Below are 18,261 nucleotides of genomic sequence, written 5' to 3'. Positions count from 1 at the left end.
GTCGGTGACTTAGGTGAGGCTAACATCACCGCCTGGGTGCTCGGCCGTGACCCCCGTCACGGCCATCTGGCCGCGGGAACCGGGTGAACGCGGGCTGACGACCGGCTGAACGCGACTCACACACGCACCCTGTGCCCTCCACAGCGACCGCACAGACTCCCTCGGCGGAATGGGAACGTCCTCGACCACGGCGCCCAGCGCCCCGGCACCCGGAGGCCTCGTGTCCCAGCCCGTCCTGTACCTCGTCGACCTCGTCGCGGTCACCGTCCTCGCGTTCGGCCTCTACTTCCCCCGGCACCGGCGGCGTGACCTCGTCGTCGCCTACCTCGGCGTCAACGTGGGGGTGCTCGCGGTCGCGGCGACGCTCGCGACGAGCAGCGTCGGCGCCGGGCTGGGGCTCGGGCTCTTCGGCGTCCTGTCGATCATCCGGCTCCGCTCGACCGAGCTGTCGCAGACCGAGGTCGCCTACTACTTCGCGGCCCTCGCGCTCGGCCTCCTCGGCGGCCTCGGCGCCACGACCGGCTGGCTGTCCCTCGCGGGCATGGCGCTCGTCGTCGGCGTGATGGCCGTCGTCGACCACCCACGGGTCCTGCGCCGGGCGCGGAGCCAGAGCGTCGTCGTCGACCGCGCCCTCACCGACCGCGCCGAGCTCACCCGCTACCTCGAGGAGCTCCTCGGCGCCGAGGTGCGCGGGGTGAGCGTCCAGCGCCTCGACCTCGTCAACGACACCACCTGGGTGGACGTCCGCTACACCGAGCCCCGCGACCGCCGTCGGGCGACGCCGGTGCCCACCCCGGCAGCCGCGGCGCCCCTCCCCGTGCCCGACCGCGCACGCCGAGCCTCGCGCGAGGCGGCGCCCTTCGCGTCGTTCGCCCCGGCGACCGCTCCGACGCCGCCGAGCCCGGCAGCGGCCACGACGCCCGCGCCGGCGGGCCGGCCCGCGCGGACCGAGGTGCGCGCATGAGCCCCCGGAACGTGACGGCCGACGACCGCGTCCGCGCCGTCCTCTACCCGCTCGACGGCGTCGGCCTGGACGAGCTCGTGGACGCTGCCGCGCTGCTCACCCGGGTCGACCGCAAGTACGTCCTCCCGGTCGACGACGCGGTGACGGTGCTCGACGCGCTCGCCCGCACGACTCCCGCCCGCGTCCTCGAGATCGACGGCGCCCGCAGCTCGGCGTACGAGTCGGTGTACTTCGACACCCCCGACCTCGCGTCGTTCCGCCTCACGGCGACGCGCCGCCGTCGGCGGTTCAAGGTCCGCACCCGCACCTACCTGGACTCGGGCGCGAGCTTCCTCGAGGTCAAGACCCGCGCCGCGCGGGGCGCGACGCTCAAGCAGCGGGTCGCGCACGACGCGCGCCCCACGGCGCTCGGCTCCGGCCGCACGTTCGTCGGCCGGACCCTCGCGGCCGAGGGGATCGACGGCGTCCCGGAGCACGCGCTCGCCCCCGGCCTCGTCTCGCGGTACCGCCGCACGACCCTCCTCCTCCCCCGGCCCGACGGCGCCGCGCGCGCCACCGTCGACACCGGGCTCATGTGGGAGCTCGACCAGCCGGGCGCGCACGCGCCCCTCACCTGGACGGTCCCGCACCTGGTGGTCGTCGAGACGAAGGGCGGCTCGACGCCGTCGGACCTCGACCGCCTGCTGTGGCGGCACGGCCACCGGCCCGAGCGGATCTCCAAGTACGGCACCGGCCTGGCGCTCCTGCGCCCGGACCTGCCCGACGGCCCGTGGCGCCGCGTGATCCGCCGCCACCTCTCCCCCGGCGCCACCGCGCCTGCCGGAACCACACACCCCGCCCGCACCACCCCCGGGCACGACGACTGGAGCCTCTGATGCGCATCCGCCGACCCCTGACCACTCTCACCGCCGCCGCAGCGGCCGCCGTCCTCGCGAGCTGCTCCGTGCTGGGGAGCGGCGCGACCACCGGCACCACCTCGACCGACACGAACGCGGCGACCACCGCGAGCGTCGTCTCCGACGCCGTCGCCGGGCTGACCCCCGACGAGGCCCGCGCGGACAACGCCGAGGTGACGGTGGACGACGCCGACCTCGCGTACGACGAGCAGTCCGCCGTGACCGTCGCGCTCAGCGACGACACCGCGACGACGGACGGCGACGGCGTGACCGTCGACGGCTCGACCGTCACGATCACCGCCCCCGGCACGTACGTGCTGAGCGGCACCCTGGAGGGGCAGGTCGTCGTGGACGCCGCGGAGGACGGGCTGGTCCAGCTCGTCCTCGACGGCGCGGAGATCACCGCGACGACGAACGCCGCCGTGAACGTGCAGGACGCGGAGAAGGTCGCCGTGATCCTCGCCGGCGGCTCGACCAACAGCCTCACCGACGCCGAGACGTACTCCGCCCAGGACGCCGACGGCGAGCCCGACGGCGCGCTGTTCTCGACGGCCGACCTCGTGATCGGCGGCAGCGGCGCGCTCAGCGTCACGTCGCACGGGAACGACGGCATCGTCTCCAAGGACGGCCTCGTCGTCGCGGGCGGCGAGCTGACGGTCGACGCGGGCGACGACGGGATCCGCGGCAAGGACTACCTCGTCGTCACGGGCGGCACCCTCGACGTCACCGCCGCGAAGGACGGGCTCAAGTCGACCGAGGACGGCGACGAGACCCTCGGGTTCGTCGACGTGCGCGGCGGGTCGATCGCCGTCGCGTCGGGCGACGACGGCGTGCAGGCGGTCACCGACGTCATCGTCTCCGGCGGGACGCTGGCCGTGACCGCCGCGGGCGGCGCCGGCGCGACCGTCGCCGAGGACGCCTCCGCGAAGGGCCTCAAGGGCGACGTCGGCGTCGTGGTCGGTGACGACGCGTCGGTCACGGTCGGCGCCGCCGACGACGCGCTGCACTCGAACGGCGCCGTGTCCGTCTCGGGCGGGACGGTCGAGCTGTCGTCGGGCGACGACGGCGTGCACGCGGACGGCGACGTCACCGTCTCGGGCGGCGACCTCACCGTCACGACGTCCGTCGAGGGGATCGAAGGCGCGGCCATCACCATCTCCGGCGGCGACCTCGACGTCACGGCGAGCGACGACGGCCTCAATGCGACCGTGGGATCGACGACCGACGAGACGTCGACCGGCACCGACGGCACGGCGAGTGATGACGGCTCGACGGGCGGCGATGCCGCGGCCGACTCGACGCCCGACGGTGCCGCGCCCGGCGCTTCCGCGGACGGCACGATGCCCGAGCCCCCGGACGGAGCCGCGGCCGGCGGCACCCCGCCGGAGATGCCGTCCGACGGCCAGATGTCGGAGCCCCCGCAGGGCGGCGAGCTCCCCGACGGCACGGAGATGCCCCAGGGCGGCCCCGGTGGCGCGGGCGGCGGCATGGGTGGCGGCATGGACACCGACGACGGCTCGACGCTGACGATCTCCGGCGGCACGCTGACCGTCGACGCCGGCGGCGACGGGATCGACTCGAACGGCTCGCTCACCGTCACGGGCGGCGAGATCGTCGTCCAGGGACCGACGAACGACGGCAACGGCGCGCTGGACGTCAACGGCACCTTCACGATCAGCGGCGGCTCGCTCGTCGCGGCGGGCAGCGCGGGCATGGTCGTCGTGCCGTCGACCGACTCGGAGCAGGGCTGGCTCGCGGCGGACGTGTCCGCGAGCGCCGGCGACGCCGTCACCGTCACGACCGCCGACGGCACCGTCCTCACGGAGTACGCGGTCACCAAGGACACCGCGAACGTCGTCGTCTCCACACCCGACGTGACGGCCGGCGAGACCTACACGGTGACCACCCCCGCGGGCACGGTGACCGCCGTCGCGGGCGAGTGGACCGGCGGCGGCATGGGCGGCCGGACCGGCGGGGGCCGCCCGGGCACCCAGGACGGCACGACCCAGGACGGCACCACCGAGTCCTGACCCGTCCAGGCCCGAAACGCTCTGCCCGGCGGCCACCACAGGCCGTCGGGCAGAACGCTGCCCGCCGACGCTGAACCGTGGTCGTCTCTTCAGCCTTGCGGAGTCGGGTCCGCGGCGCGTCCTCGAGTCTCAAGCCCGCGGGTCGGGTCCGCGGCGCGGGTGGCCTCGGTGCTCGGGGCTGCGGCGCCGTCACCCTGGTCCCTCGGCCGTCGGTTCGAGGAGCGCCGCTCTGACGCCCCTCCGCATCCGAGCCCACCCCCACCGCTTGGCGATCGTCTCGCCCGGGGACGTCGGTCGCCGCTCGCGACCATCGGGTTGCCCGCCGGAGCAGAGTGCCCGTGGCGGCTCGGCGCGAGGCCGACCAGGCCGTCCTGGTGGGTCGAGCAGGCGACAAGGACGCGTCCCGGGCGCCGGACGCGCCGGAATCACCTGCTCGACGTGACGGCGCCGCGACCGGCAACCGTTCCGGGCGCGAGGTCGCGCGGCCTGGGCCGAACCCACCCGCGGGCGGTCGCCCACGGTGAGGACCGACCAGGGTGAGACGACGCCGGTCGGGGTGGGTGGTGGTGCCGCGTCGTGGCTGGGCCTGGGGGGAGCCGCGAGGAACGAGCAGCGGATGGTAGACGCGGCACCACCACCCACCCCGACCACCCAACCCAGCCACGCGCCGTCGAGCACAAGAACCACGGCTCTACCTCGCGGGCCGTCGTACCGTGGGAGACGTGCCCTCCGACCCGACCGCGCCGTACCCGAGCGACTCCACCGAACCCTCGACCGCGTCCCCCGCGCACGTGGCGACGTCCTCCGCGGACCTGCCGCCGTCAGCCGTCCCGACCCTGACGTCGCGGCTCGCGTGGCGCCCGAGCCAGCCGCCGCCGTCGGGCACGGAGCCGGAGCCGCCGCTGGGGACGGCGGAGGACGCCGTGCAGCTCTTGCGCGGACTGAGGATCACGGCGCTGACGGGGGCGGGGCTCTCGACGGACTCCGGTATCCCGGACTACCGCGGCCCCGACTCGCCGCCGCGCAACCCGATGACGTACCAGCAGTTCGTGCAGGACGAGGCGTTCCGCCGCCACTACTGGGCGCGCAACCACGTGGGCTGGCAGCACGTGCACCGCACGCAGCCGAACGCGGGCCACCGCGCGCTGGCTCGGCTGGAGGACGCGGGCGTGCTCGTGGGGCTGATCACGCAGAACGTGGACCTGCTGCACGAGGACGCGGGCAGCCGGAACGTCATCGACCTGCACGGCCGGTACGACCGCGTGATCTGTCTCCAGTGCGGTCGCGTCATCTCGCGCGAGCACCTCGCGGACCGGCTCACGGAGCTCAACCCGGGGTTCGTCGAGAGCATCGGCGACGTCGCGGACGTGGAGATCGCCCCGGACGCGGACGCCGTCATCGAGCAGACGTCGCACTTTCGCCCGGCGCCGTGCGAGTTCTGCGGCGGGGTGCTCAAGCCGGAGATCGTGTACTTCGGGGAGAACGTGCCGCGCGAGCGGGTCGACCGCGCGTACGCGATGGTCGACGAGGGTGACGCGCTGCTCGTGGCGGGGTCGTCGCTGACGGTGATGAGCGGGCTGCGGTTCGTGCGCCACGCGGCGAAGCAGGAGAAGCCGGTCGTCATCGTCAACCGCGGCTGGACGCGCGGCGACCCGCTCGCGACGCTCAAGGTCGACGCCGGCACCACCGAGACCCTCACGACGCTCGCCGCGGCCCTCGCCCGCTGACGCCGAGCACGGCGTCGCCTGTCGTCATCCGGCCGAGAGCGACAGCGACGTCGCGCTCGGCCGGGTGCAGGGTCGCCGGCCGCTGGCGTCGCGGCCAGGCGCCGGCGGTCCGGCGACCGCCGCCAGCAGCGGGTCAGCGCTGGGCGGCGAAGAAGTCGCGCAGGAGGCGGCCGCACTCGTCCTCGCGGACGCCGCCGACGACCTCGACCGCGTGGTTGGCGCGCTGGTCGCGCACGAGGTCCCAGACCGAGCCCGTCGCGCCGGCCTTGGGGTCCCACGCCCCGAGCACGAGCCGCTCGACGCGTGCGAGGACGAGCGCCCCGGCGCACATGACGCACGGCTCGAGCGTGACGACGAGCGTGCACCCCTCGAGCCGCCACTCGCCGAGCGTCGCGGCGGCCTGGCGCAGCGCGAGCACCTCGGCGTGCGCGGTCGGGTCGCCGGTCTCCTCGCGCCGGTTGCGCCCCACGCCCAGCAGTCTTCCGTCCGGCCCGACGACGAGCGCACCGACGGGCACGTCGTCGCTCGCGAGCGCGTGGGTCGCCTCGTGCAGCGCGAGTCCCATGAGCGCGTCCCAGACCTGGCGGCGCCCCGCGACCGTGTCCGGCGGGAACGTCCCGTCCGCCCACGGCTGGTCGAGCCCGCGCGGTCCCGAGGAGCCGGCGCCCGCCGTCGTGCCGGCCGGCCCGTCGGTGCCCGGCGTCGGCCCCTCGCCTCGGTGGGCGGGGTCGCCGGGGTGAGCGACGTCGTCGGGCACGGGACCTCCGAGGTGTCAGCGGCTCGTCGCGCCATGCCGCGACGACGTGCCGACGGCTCGTGGTACGGAGGTCCGTCAGCGCCTCACCAGGCTATAGACCGACGTGACGCTGACAACTCGCGCGGCGCGGGCGGGTTACCGGGCGGTACGGGGCACGCGCGGTCGGATACCGTTGTCGCCATGCGCCTGCACGTCGCCGACCACCCGCTCGTGGCCCACAAGCTGACCGTCCTGCGGAACAAGGAGACGGCGTCCCCGACGTTCCGCCTCCTCGTCGACGAGCTGGTCACGCTCCTCGCCTACGAGGCCACGCGCGACGTGCGCGTCGAGCCGCACGAGATCGAGACGCCCGTGACGACCACGGTCGGCGTGCGCCTCGCGGAGCCCCGCCCCCTCGTCGTCCCCATCCTGCGCGCGGGCCTCGGGATGCTCGAGGGGATGACGCGCCTCCTGCCGACGGCGGAGGTCGGGTTCCTCGGCATGCAGCGCGACGAGCAGACGCTCGAGGCCGTCACCTACGCGAACCGCCTCCCCGACGACCTCACGGGACGCCACGTGTTCCTCCTCGACCCGATGCTCGCGACGGGCGGCACGCTCGTCGCCGCGATCGACTACGTGTTCGCGCGCGGGGCACGGGACGTCACGGCGGTCTGCCTGCTGGCGGCGCCCGAGGGGATCCAGGTGCTGGAGAATGCCGTCGGCGACCGTGTCGACGTCCAGCTCGTGGTCGCCGCCGTCGACGAGCGCCTCAACGAGAAGGCGTACATCGTCCCCGGCCTCGGCGACGCCGGCGACCGCCTCTACGGCGTCGTCTGACTCTCCCACCTGCACGGACGCGCACGACCGGCCCGGGTCGCGCGTCCGTCGTCGACGCCCGAGCCCGGAACGCGAGACATTGCAGGTCCGCATGCTGAGAAGTTCCCCGGCTCCTCTTGGCGCACCACGCGGTGCGCTGCCATGCTCGCTCCCGTGAGCACCTCGACCCGTCCCGCCAGCGCGCCGTCCGGCGCGCTCCCGGGCGCGGTCATGTGCGTCTGTTGTCAGGCCTGAACCCTCTCCCGCACCTCGGTTCAGTCCTCGACCCCTGCCGACCCGCCGCTTCGCGGCGCTGGCGTCGGCCCGACGCACCCGGAGCCACCCATGACGCTCACCGCTACCCGTCCCGCCCGCCGCACCTCCGCGCGTACCGCCGCGCCCCGGGCCCTCGCACCGCAGCACCCCGGCGCGCAGCACACCGCGGTCGCACCGGCCCGCGCGACCCCGCCGGAACCGGCCGCACCCCGCCGCAACCCCGGCTTCGTGCTCTACGTCGGCGTGGACGCCGCGCCCGGCGAGCAGCCGCAGGCACAGCTCGTCGAGCTCGCGGAAGCGCTCGGCGAGCTCGCGCGCGACTGGCTGCCGAGCGCCGAGACGTACACGGCCCTCGCGCTCGCCGAGCCCACGACCGCGACGTCGTCGCCCGTGCAGGACATCGCGGCGTTCCGTGAGCGGCTCGCGACGCTGTCGCCCGTGCCGCGCGTCGTCATCGACCCCGCGGGCCGCACCGTCACGGTCGAGGGTCGCTCCGCGCGCCTGACGTTCCGGGAGCTCGAGCTCCTGTCCTACCTCGCCCGCACGGCGCACCGCGTCGTGACCCGGGCCGAGCTGCTCGAGACCGTGTGGGCCGACCACGAGGTCGCCGCGGGCAGCCGCACCATCGACGTCCACGTGCGTCGCCTGCGCGAGAAGCTCGGGCTGGAGCACGTCATCACCACGGTCCGCGGGCTCGGCTACCGGTTCGACCCGCAGACCCCCGTCGTCCTCGGCGGCACGGGGGACGCCGCCTGAGGACCAGCGCTGCCGGGCCGCGGTCGACGTGGGGGTACGTGGGGGACCGCGCGCCCGGCAGCGCTACCCCCGCGCGAGCACGCCCGCCGTCACGCCGGTGACGCCGCCCGGAGGACGCCGCTTCGTCGGGCGCGGACGCGCGCACGGCGATACGTTCGGCCCATGCGCACAGTCATCGCGGGAGGTCACGGCCAGGTCGGCCGTCGCCTGGCCCGAACCCTGGTGGAGCGCGGAGACGACGTCGTCGCCTTCGTGCGGTCCGCCGCGCAGATCACGGACCTCACCGAGCTCGGCGCGCACGTGGCGCTCATCGACCTCGAGAAGGACGACGCGGTCGCGGTGTCGTTCGAGCTGGAAGGCGTGGACGCCGTCGTGTTCGCGGCCGGCGCCGGTCCAGGGAGCGGAGCACCGCGCAAGGACACGGTCGACCGGGCGGGCGCGGCGCTGCTGGCCGACGCCGCCGAGCGAGCGGGCGTCGGACGCTACGTCCTCGTCTCCTCCCGCGGCGTCGAGGCGGCGCGCGCCGACGAGCGACCCGACGACGTCGACGAGGTGTTCTGGGCGTACCTGCGCGCCAAGGCCGCGGCCGAGGACGACCTGCGCGCACGGACCGACCTGCAGTGGACCATCGTCCGACCTGGTCGCCTCACGGACGAGCCGGGCGTCGGCCTCGTCGCGCTCGCGCCCGTCGGGGACGGCGACAAGCCGCGGGGCAAACGACGCAAGCCCGGGGCCGCCGTGGGCGAGAGGTCGGACGTGACGCGCGACGACGTCGCGCTCGTCCTCGCCGCCGTCCTCCACGAACCGCGCTCGGCGGGCCTCGTGCTGGATCTCGTGGGCGGCGAGCGCCCCGTCGACGAGGCGCTCGCGGACGTCCTGCCGTAGCGCGGCGCCGCCGGGACGTGCCCCGACGCGTCGAACCCGGGGCTCAGCCCTCGCCGCAGCGCGACACGCGCTCCCAGAAGAACCAGCCCAGCACCGGGTCGTCGGGACGGACGAGCGCGTAGTCGTTCCGGGCCGCGTAGTTCCAGCCGCGGTAGGAGACCTCGGCGGACCGGCCGTACCAGGTGCCCGCCTCCCACTCGGCGTAGCAGGCGGGAGCCGCGGTGAAGCCCTCGACCCGGAGCTGTTCGGTCGTCCTGCCCGCGTGGACGACGTAGGTCGCGCCGGACCAGGGCGCCTCGCCCAGGCTCTCGGTGCGCCGCTCCCCCGCTCCGACGACCCACTCGCCCTTGGCCTGTCCCGTGACACGGAACGTCACGGGAACGTTCGAGCGCGAGTTGTCGAGCAGCACGGAGACGGCGCGGTAGGAGTGGTCCCGCTGCGCGTCGTAGTACGGGTCGCCGAGGACGAGGCTCGCGGTCGGCGCCTCGACCGTGCAGTCGAACGCCTCGAAGCGCTCCGAGAGCGTCTCGGTGAACGACACCCCGAGCACCGTGCGCGAGAGTTCGAGCTCGACCGTCCCGGCCTTGGTCGAGAGAGCACCCGCCGCGACGGTCGCGCTCACGCTCGCCCCGGGGGCGAGGTCGCCCAGGTCGCGGTCGCCGAACGGTGTGCGCGCGACGACGTGCATCGCCTCGGGCGAGTCGTTGCGCAGGCCCACGGTGAGGACGACGCCGTCGCTCCCGGCGGCGCACTGCGCGACCACCGTCGGGGTGGCGCTCCAGTCGGGCTCGTAGCCGTCGCCCTGGTACCTCGCCGTCAGCCCCGCGTCCGTGAACGCCGTGCCGAGGACCGAGCGGGACTGGCGGAAGACGACCTTCCCGGCCTTCACGTCGAGCGAGCGGGTGTCGACCACGAACGTGGCCGTCGCGCCGGGCGTGACCTGGCGCGCGGGCTCCGACTCCCCGTAGCCCTCGGCGGACATGACGACGTCCACCGCCTCGGGCGAGTCGTTGGTGAACGTGCCGACGAGCTTGACCGAGCCGTCCAGCCAGCGCGCGTCGACCGTCGCGGTCCGCGCCCACTCCGGGCTGTACTCGAGGGCACGGTAGCGGGCCTCGACCGTCTCCCGGCCCGGGCCCGACGGCGCCGCGCGCTCGACCGTGAACGTCGCCGTCCCGGCCGGGACGGACAGGGCCTTCGCGTCCACGGTGAACGTCGCCTCGGCACCCGGTGCGACCTCGCTCGGGGCGGCGTCGCCGTGCGGTGTCGACATCCCGACGCGGAGCGTCGTCGCGGCGTACGGGTTGCGGAACGTGCCCGTCACGACGGACGTGCCGACGTCGGCCCCGGGCGCCACCACCCAGGACGTCTCGGCGTCGGCCGCGTGCGCGACCTGCTTCCAGTCGAAGCAGTCGACGCCCGCGACGGTGTGGCTCGCGAGCGGGGCGCCGTCGGCGAGCACGGCGAACGTCACGGCACTCTGCGCCACGCCGCCCGGGACGTCGACGGTCGCCGCACGACCACCGGCGACCGTGCGCGTCAGGTCCTGGCGGCCCTCGACCGAGAAGACGACGGGGACGGTCGAGCGCGTGTTGTCGTAGCGCAGCGAGAGCGCGGCGGAGGACAGCTCGGTCCTCGGGTCGAGGTGGCACTTCCCGACGACCGGCACGTCCACGGCGGGCACGTGCCGGACCGCGTCGTACGACGCGGTCACGGAGTGCGACCCCGCCGACCCGTCGAGCCGCGTCGCGTGGAAGACGACCTCTCCGGCCGCGACGTCGCGCGATCCCGTGTCGAGCGCGACCGTCACCCTCTCGCCCGGGGCGACGTCCACGGCCTGCGTCACGCCGAGCTCGCCACCGTCCATGGTCACGCGCAGTGCCGTCGCCACGTGGCCGTTGCGGAACTCACCCTGCACGACGACCGACCGGGTCTGCGCGGACCAGCGCGTCGCCGCGCTTCCCGTCACCGACCACCGGAAGCAGTCGACGGCGCCGACCGTGCGCGTCCCGAGCTCGTGGCCGTCGGCGCGCACCACGTACGTGGCCGCCTCCGCGCCGGCTCGGGGCAGCTCGACGTCCGACGTCTCGCCCGCCGGGACCGTCTTCGAGAGTCCGGCGTGCCCGTCGACCGAGAACACCACCGGCAGGGTCGACGCCGAGTTGTCGTAGGACAGCGTCGCCGGGGCCCACGACGCATCCGTCTCCGGGTCGAACCGGCACTGGCCCACCGTCGGTTCCGGGACCGCGGGTGCGATCCGCTGCTCCTCGAGGAGGACGGGCAGGAGGCTCTGGTAGCCCTTGCCGTCGCCGTCAGCGTCCTGGTGCCAGCGGTACTGGCGCAGGACGGCGTTGCCCTGGGGCGTCACGGCCGAGCCGGTGTCGAGGACAAGGTCAGCGGTGCGGCCGTCGAGCAGCGGGGCGATCTCCGCAGAGTCCGGAACGCTCGACCAGCCCTCGGTCCCCGGCGCCAGGAGACGAACGTCCAGCCCGGCACCGGTGCTGTTCGTGACGCTCGCCGTCCAGCGGACCGTTCCGCGGTCGTTGTCGGCGACGACCCGGACGTCCGCAGCCGTGAGCCATGGCGGCGGGGTCCAGCAGTCGAGCGCGTCGAACGGCCCCGCGTCGAGGCGGTGCTCGAACGTCTCGCCCGCGACGGTCGTCGAGAGCACGACGGCCGCACGCCCGGCGGGGAAGCGCACGCCGTCGTCGACCCGGACCTTCACCTCCTGGCCGGACCGGACCGCGGGGGTGGTGGCGCGGGAGCCCGCCGCCTCGACCGTCACGTCGAGGTCGTCGTAGGAGGTGGTGTTGGTGTACGTCGCGACGAGTGACGCGACGTCGCCCTCCTCGGTCGCCGTGCACTGCGGCACGACGGCCCGGGGCGACCCGTCCTCCCCGCGCAGACCGTCGGCGGCGCCTGCCCAGTGGTCGTCGACGTCCGTGCCGACGGACGCGGTGCCGGAGCGGGCGTCGCCCGCCGTCGCCCGGACCTGGAGGTCGGGAAAGTCGTCCGGGACGGTCTCGAGGTCCGCGAGCAGACGCACCGGGACGTCCACGCCGGCGCGCGGGGCGAGCGTCGTGCCCGGCGGCGAGGCGCACGACACGGATCCGTCGCCCGCCTCGCAGGTCCAGCCCGCCGGTCCTCCGCCGACGAGGCTCAGTCCGTCCGGGAGGTCGACGGTCACGCGCGGTTCCACTGCAGGCTGGTCGCCGCTGTTGCGCAGGGAGAGCCGCAGCGTCGCGTCGCCCGGGTTGTCGAACGCGAGCGTGGGCTCCGCGGTGACCCGCAGCTCTGCGCCCCAGTAGGAGACCTGCGTCGGCGGGAACGAACGCTGGGACGGCTCGATGCCCTTGGCGCGCAGCGACGCGGCGAAGGCGTACTCACCGCCCGAGTCGGCGCGCACCTGCACGGAGAGGTCCTGCGTCGCTCGCGGCGCGAGGACTCCGACCGAGCACGTGACCTGGCTCGTCCCGTCCGCCTGGGGCACCGCGCTGCCGCACGGGAGCGAGGCCGTCGACAGCGGTCCGCCGACGGCAGTGCCACGCGCGACGAGCGAGGAACCGGGGGTGGACACGCCCGCCGGGAGGGTGAGGTCGACGAACACCTCCTCCGCCGCGCGTCCGCCGGTGTTCGACGCGGTGATGACGAGGTCGGCAGGAACGCGTGCCGCGAGCGTGACGGGGGCGAGCGACAGCTCGAGCGCCGCCGGCGCGGGCTCGGGTGTCCCGGGACCGGGATCGGTCGGCTCGGGGTTCCCGGTCCCCGGGTCCGTGGGCACCGGCGTGCCGGTGCCGGGGTCGGTGGACCCGCCCGGGGTCGTGGTCCCGGGCGTCGAGCCGACCGGCGTCGTGCCGCCGGTGGACGACCCGCCGCCGGCCCCGGTCGTGTCACCGGTCCCGGCGGTGGCGCCGTCGGTCGGCGCGGTCGGGATGTTGGTCGGTGCGGTCGGGTCCGCGCTCGGGTCGGTCGGCGCGCTGGTCGCCTCGGAGGTCGGTGACGTCGTGGGCGAGCCGCTCGACGACGGCGAGGACTGCGAGGTAGGCGTCGGTTCCGGGTCGGGCGAGAACGCCCCGAGCGCGCCCGCGACTCCCAGCCCCGCGACCGCGAGCACGCCGACGGTGACGGCGGCCACCGCCACCGGCGCCGAGGCGACGAGGGCGACGAGCCCCCCGGCTCCGGCCATGGCGAGCGCGCCGCTGCCTGCCGCGGCGCCGCCGGCCGCTGCCGCCGCGCCGCCCACGGAAGCCGCGCCGGCTCCGGCCGCGCCGCCTGCTCCGCCGGCCGCGCCCGCCGCCGCGCCGGCACCCCCGACGACGCCGGTCCCGGCAGCGCTCGTCCCGGCGGCGCCCGCACCTCCGCCCGCACCTGCTCCGGCCCCCGCCCCGCCCGAGCCGCCGGCGGCACCGGACCCGCCCGCGGACCCCGCGCCGCCGCTCGACGAGCCCTGCAGCGCGGCACCGACCCCGCCGGCGACCGCCGCGCCCCCGGCAGTCGGGAGGGCGGTCCCGACGAGGCCGAGCGCGCCGACACCGAGGACGAGCGGCGCGATGACGGCCCGCATGCCGTGCGACACGTCGCCCAGCTCGAGCACGAGCGCGCGGCACTCGGCGCACCCGTCGAGGTGGGACTCCACGCGTGCAGTCTCGCGCTTGGCGAGCCCACCGCGCACGTACGACCCGAGGAGCGCGTTGACCGTGCGGCACTCCTCGGCGGGCACGGAGGTCAGGTGCTGCTGGAGGTACGCCTGGCGGAGCCCCTCGCGCGCCCGGTAGGCGAGCGCCGAGACGCCGTTCGCGGTGAGTCCGAGGATCGGCGCGATCTCGGCCGGGGACAGGTTCTCGACCTCCGTGTACCAGAGGACGGCACGCCAGCGCTCGGGGAGCTCCTGGTAGGCGCGCGTGACCGTCGAGCGCTCGAAGCCCTCGAGCGTCGGGTCCTCGGTGGACGCCATGGGGCCGAACGCGGTCTCGAACGTGCGCTCGTCGTCGGTGGGCTGGGTGCGCCGGGCGCCGTTGACGAGGTCGTAGGAGAGGCGCCGGACGACGGTGAAGAGATAGGCGCGGAAGGTGACGTCGGGCCCGCCGCCGGCCTGCAGCACGGACAACGTCCGGGCGAACGCGTCGGACACGACGTCGTCGGCGTCGGCCGGGGACCGGACGTACTGGCGCGCGACCGTGCGGGCCGCCGCGGCGTGCCGCTCGTAGAGGACCCCGTAGGCGCTCGTGTCGCCCTCGCGCACGGCCGTGATGAGCTCGGCGTCGCTGAACGCCTCGCTCCACACCCGTTCCTGCGCCTGCGTCATGTCACCCGCCCCGGAGACCGCCCCGCTCCGAGGCGTACGGTGGCCATAGTAGACGTCAGTCCAACGGCGGGGCAGGGGGCTTCCGACGACGGAACGGTAACGGCCGGAGTCCTCCCCGTTCGCCCGTTTTCATCCCGGACGCGGCGTCCCGGAAACTTCTTCGTCGATCCGCGTCATGGATCGCCCGGTCGCCCGTCTCATCGACATGGACCACCTCCACGGGTACGCCGTGCCCGCTCCCGACAGCGTGCGCGAACGCTGGCGTCACGCGAGCGCGGCGAGCATCTGGCTGCGGCCGGGCGACTGGTACCACCCCGCCGTCGACGCGCTCGTCGAGGCGCTGTGCGAGGAACGGGACGGGACACCGGCCGCCGAGCGGCTCGGGAGGGTGCGGGCCGAGGCCGGCGTGGGGATCGGCGAGGCCATCGACGACGTCGTGTGCCTGTACCGGACGCACGACCGCGAGCCCGTGGTCGAGCTGCTGCGCGCGGTCGCGGTCGGCTGGTCCGAGGGGTACGAGGCGACGCCGACGACACCCGAGGTCATGGACCCCGAGTCGGGCCTGGCGACGGCCCAGTACCTCGTCCACCGGCTCCGGGAGACGTACGGCGTCGCGCAGCGCGCGGGTGGGGACGCGACCCGGACGCACGGGCTCCTCGTGGTCGACGTCGCGCTCGACGACCTCACCGGGTGGCAACGCTTCGCGCGGTCGGCGGCGATGGGCCGCGCGCTCACGCACACCTTCGGCGACGGCCATCCGATGGCGTCCCTCGGCAACGGGCTCTTCGTGGTCCTCGGGGAGCGCGGCGCCGACGACGACACGCTGCGCACCGTGCTCCGCCACAACATCGAGCGCACGGGCCTCGCGCTGGGGGTCACGGCGATCCTGCGCCGTCCGCCGCGCGTCTGGCTCGAACCGCTCCCCCGCACCCACTCCGCCGCCGTCCAGCTCCTCGACGCGCTCCAGCGCTGACCGCACGACGACGCCCCGGCCACGCGGGCGAGCGCGCGGTCCGGGGCGTGTCAGGGGGCGTCGTCGTGCGGCGGCGTCAGCGCGGGGTGAAGGTGAGGCAGTCGGCCTTGTCCTCGCCGGACGCGCCGGCACCCACGCGGATCGACGGGGCGGAGCACTCGAGCGACGCGTTGTGGACGCACTCGGTGCGCTGGCACGCCCCGACGTGCGCGAGCACCTTCTCGAGGCCGCCCTTGGTCCCGAGCGGGATGAACGTCGCGCACTCCGCGTCGCCCGCATGGCCGGCGATCGTCACCGCGCCGGCGTGGCACCCGTGGTCGTGGTTGTACCCGCAACCGTCGATGGAACACTCGACGACCTGGGGCATCTCCGTGAGGCTGCTCATCGCGATCTCCTGTTCTCCGAGGACCCGTCGGGGGCCGGGCTTCCGTGTCCACGGTATTCCTGGAATGCCGACGTGTATAGCAAGGAAGGCCTTGCTAAGAAATGCAGGAATAGCACGGAATTAGCGCACGACATTCTTTCGCAAATGCGTGACCAGGGCCGATGCCCGGGCCCTCGTCACGAGGGCAGAGAAGGCGTAGCGTCGGCTCATGGCCCCCTCGCTCGGCGCGCCGCTGTTCTCGGGTGCCGACGCCGACCTGTACGCCGTCGGCGCCGACCGTGTGCTCCGTCGCTCGCGCTCGGGGGCCGACACGGTCGGCACGGCCGAGGTCATGCGCCACGTGCGGGCCGCAGGCTTCCCCGCCCCGCGCGTCGACGGCGCGACGGACGGCGATCTCACCATGGAGCTCCTGCGCGGGCCGACGCTCCTGCAGTCGATCCTCGGCGGCCGGACCTCGCTGGCCGGCTGTGCCCGGACCCTCGTGGCGCTGCACGACGCGCTGCACGCCGTCCCGCCCCCGGCACCTGGTGCGCCGGCCCACGCCGCGCTCACCGCGCCGTCGTTCGCGGCGCTCGACGACCCGGACCCCGCCGTGCAGCCCTGCATCCTCCACCTGGGCCTGCACCCGGCGCACGTCGTGCTCACGGCCGACGGTCCGGCAGTTCTCCACTGGACGAACGCCCGGCTCGGGCCGGCCGGACTCGACCTCGCCGTGACCGCCGTCGTCCTCGCGGAGGTCGCCGCCGACGAGGACGACGAGCTCGCTCCGGGCGCGCGGGTCCTGCTGGACGCGTTCCTCCACCTCGCCGACCCGGCACTCCTGCGGCATCTCGACGCCGCGGCGCGGACGCGTGCCGCGGACCCCGGCCTCGACCCCTCGGAGGCCGCGCTCGTCCCGGCCGCGGCGGCACTCGTGGCGCGCGAGGCGCGCCGGAGCTGAGACGCGGGCGGACCGCGGGGTCAGGACCCCGCGTCGTCCGGCCGGGGCCGCCAGATGACGAGCGCGCGCGCCTCACCGTGCTCGACGAGCGTCTCGCGCAGCGCCTCCTCGACCCCGCGGCGCACGCTGCGCCCGCGCGGCACGACGACGACGTCGCCGCTCGCCGCCGCCGCGAACACCCGGCCGCCCGGCTCGACGCGCGCGGAGAGCGCCTCGATGCGGCGCTCCAGGCGCTCGACCTGGGTCTCGAGCGCGAGGATGCGCTGGATCCCCGCGAGGTTGATGCCCTCGTCGTGGCTGAGCCGCTGCACCTCGAGCAGCTTCGCGACGTCGCGCAGCGAGTAGCGCCGCCCCCGGCCCGCCGTGCGGCGCGGCACCACGAGGCCGAGGCGGTCGTACTGGCGCAGCGTCTGCGGGTGCATGCCCGCGAGCGCCGCGGCCTGGGAGATGACGAGGACGGGGGCGTCCTGGTCGACGTCGCTCCCGGGCACCCGCCCGGCACCACGTGCGTCGTCGTCGACCGGGAGGTGGTGAGTCTTCCGCTGGGCCATCGCGGCCCTCCTCACTCCGCGGCCTGGCGGACCAGGTCGGCGCGCACGTCCTGGCCGTCCGTCTCGGCGGCGAACGTCTCGACCGCCTCGCGCGCGGCCTTGGAGAGCTTCTGCGGCACCGCGACCTGCACGGTGACGAGCAGGTCGCCCGTCGCCTTCGCGGTCTGCACCCCGCGGCCCTTGACGCGCAGCGTGCGGCCCGACGGCGTCCCGGCGGGGACCTTGACCTTGACCGACGTCCCGTCGAGCGTCGGCACGCTGATCGTCGCCCCGAGCGCCGCCTCCGCGAACGTCACGGGGACGGTCGCGCGGAGGTTGGTGCCGTCGAGGGAGAACACGGGGTGCGGGGTGACGTGCACCGTGACGACGAGGTCGCCGTCGGGTCCGCCGGCCAGGCCGGGGCGGCCCTTGCCGCGCAGCCGGATCTTCTGGCCGTCGCGCACGCCCGGCGGGATGCGCGTCGTGACGGTGCGGCCGTCGACGGTGAACGTGACGGTCGAGCCCTCGACCGCCTGCCGGAACGGGAGGGTCGTCGCCGCGGCGATGTCCGCCCCCGCCCGGGGACGGGGGCCACCGCCGAACTGCGCTCCCGCGCCACCGAACATCGAGCCGAGGATGTCCTCGAAGCCGCCAGCCTGGCCGCCGGTCGAGTACCGCACGCGGGCGCCGCCCGGGCCACCGCCGCCGAACATGCCGCCGAACACGTCCTCGAAGCCCGCGCCGCCCGCACCACCGGGGCCGGCCGAGAAGCGCGCGCCACCACCGGCCATCGCCCGGATCGCGTCGTACTGCTCGCGCTCCTTGGCGTCCGAGAGGACGGCGTACGCCTCGCCGATCTCCTTGAACTTCGCCTCCGCGCTCGCGTCTCCCGGGTTCTGGTCGGGGTGGTACTGGCGCGCGAGCTTGCGGTAGGCCTTCTTGATCGTGGCGTCGTCGGCGTCCTTGGGGACGCCGAGCGCGGCGTAGAAGTCCTTCTCCATCCAGTCCTGTCCGGTCACGGCGCCTCCCTCCTGTCGGTGGT

At 75.2% G+C, this 18,261-nt stretch carries 14 protein-coding genes; 9 read left to right on the top strand and 5 right to left on the bottom strand.

Annotated elements, in window-relative coordinates; genetic code table 11:
* Window positions 1-220: 220 nt before the first annotated feature.
* The 4 genes from JN535_RS16895 (at window position 221) to JN535_RS16880 (ending at window position 5,617) form a co-directional block, all read left to right on the top strand.
* Complete coding sequence (locus JN535_RS16895) at window positions 221-964, top strand: DUF4956 domain-containing protein (protein WP_205206860.1); 744 nt, start codon at window positions 221-223, stop codon at window positions 962-964.
* Entirely contained in the window at window positions 961-1,839 is an 879-nt protein-coding gene (locus JN535_RS16890) for a polyphosphate polymerase domain-containing protein (RefSeq protein WP_205206859.1), read from the top strand. Before JN535_RS16895 ends, JN535_RS16890 begins: the two co-directional genes overlap by 4 nt.
* A complete protein-coding gene (locus tag JN535_RS16885) occupies window positions 1,839-3,890 on the top strand; it encodes a carbohydrate-binding domain-containing protein (protein ID WP_205206858.1) in 2,052 nt (683 codons plus the stop codon). The genes JN535_RS16890 and JN535_RS16885 overlap by 1 nt, the downstream gene beginning before the upstream one ends.
* Before the next feature lie 902 nt (window positions 3,891-4,792).
* Window positions 4,793-5,617 (top strand): NAD-dependent protein deacetylase, encoded by an 825-nt coding sequence (locus tag JN535_RS16880; protein ID WP_205206897.1) that lies wholly within the window; start codon window positions 4,793-4,795, stop codon window positions 5,615-5,617.
* Window positions 5,618-5,750: 133 nt separating this feature from the next.
* Here the strand turns inward: JN535_RS16880 and JN535_RS16875 are convergent, their stop codons facing one another.
* Window positions 5,751-6,182: a nucleoside deaminase gene (locus JN535_RS16875; protein WP_205206896.1), complete on the bottom strand. Its 432-nt coding sequence runs from the start codon at window positions 6,180-6,182 to the stop codon at window positions 5,751-5,753.
* Window positions 6,183-6,554: 372 nt separating this feature from the next.
* Here JN535_RS16875 and upp point away from each other — a divergent pair, with 372 nt between their 5' ends.
* From upp to JN535_RS16860, 3 genes are all read left to right on the top strand, one after another.
* On the top strand, window positions 6,555-7,190 hold the full coding sequence (gene upp / locus JN535_RS16870) for a uracil phosphoribosyltransferase (RefSeq protein WP_205206857.1): 636 nt from the start codon (window positions 6,555-6,557) through the stop codon (window positions 7,188-7,190).
* 324 nt (window positions 7,191-7,514) lie between these two features.
* Window positions 7,515-8,201, top strand: coding sequence for a winged helix-turn-helix domain-containing protein (locus JN535_RS16865; RefSeq protein ID WP_205206856.1), 687 nt, complete (start codon window positions 7,515-7,517; stop codon window positions 8,199-8,201).
* 162 nt (window positions 8,202-8,363) lie between these two features.
* Entirely contained in the window at window positions 8,364-9,086 is a 723-nt protein-coding gene (locus tag JN535_RS16860; protein WP_205206855.1) for an NAD(P)-binding oxidoreductase, read from the top strand.
* A gap of 43 nt (window positions 9,087-9,129) precedes the next feature.
* Here JN535_RS16860 and JN535_RS16855 read toward each other — a convergent pair whose 3' ends face one another.
* Entirely contained in the window at window positions 9,130-14,391 is a 5,262-nt protein-coding gene (locus JN535_RS16855) for a sigma-70 family RNA polymerase sigma factor (RefSeq protein ID WP_205206854.1), read from the bottom strand.
* Window positions 14,392-14,566: 175 nt separating this feature from the next.
* On the opposite strand from JN535_RS16855, the gene JN535_RS16850 reads away from it, so the two are divergent.
* On the top strand, window positions 14,567-15,364 hold the full coding sequence (locus JN535_RS16850; protein WP_240201328.1) for a hypothetical protein: 798 nt from the start codon (window positions 14,567-14,569) through the stop codon (window positions 15,362-15,364).
* 76 nt (window positions 15,365-15,440) lie between these two features.
* Here the strand turns inward: JN535_RS16850 and JN535_RS16845 are convergent, their stop codons facing one another.
* Entirely contained in the window at window positions 15,441-15,749 is a 309-nt protein-coding gene (locus JN535_RS16845) for a DUF1540 domain-containing protein (protein WP_205206852.1), read from the bottom strand.
* Window positions 15,750-15,957: 208 nt separating this feature from the next.
* Here JN535_RS16845 and JN535_RS16840 point away from each other — a divergent pair, with 208 nt between their 5' ends.
* Window positions 15,958-16,689 (top strand): phosphotransferase, encoded by a 732-nt coding sequence (locus JN535_RS16840; RefSeq protein WP_205206850.1) that lies wholly within the window; start codon window positions 15,958-15,960, stop codon window positions 16,687-16,689.
* A 20-nt stretch (window positions 16,690-16,709) separates the two neighbouring features.
* Here the strand turns inward: JN535_RS16840 and JN535_RS16835 are convergent, their stop codons facing one another.
* Together JN535_RS16835 and JN535_RS16830 are read right to left on the bottom strand one after the other, a co-directional pair.
* Entirely contained in the window at window positions 16,710-17,111 is a 402-nt protein-coding gene (locus JN535_RS16835; RefSeq protein WP_240201352.1) for a heat shock protein transcriptional repressor HspR, read from the bottom strand.
* A gap of 140 nt (window positions 17,112-17,251) precedes the next feature.
* Window positions 17,252-18,238 (bottom strand): DnaJ C-terminal domain-containing protein, encoded by a 987-nt coding sequence (locus JN535_RS16830; RefSeq protein WP_205206846.1) that lies wholly within the window; start codon window positions 18,236-18,238, stop codon window positions 17,252-17,254.
* Between the last annotated feature and the right edge of the window lie 23 nt (window positions 18,239-18,261).

It is taken from the genome of Cellulosimicrobium cellulans (assembly GCF_016921195.1).
Lineage (GTDB): Bacteria > Actinomycetota > Actinomycetes > Actinomycetales > Cellulomonadaceae > Cellulosimicrobium > Cellulosimicrobium cellulans_F.
Note: the sequence above shows the minus strand (reverse complement) of the source record. Positions and strands in the feature narration are given on the sequence as shown.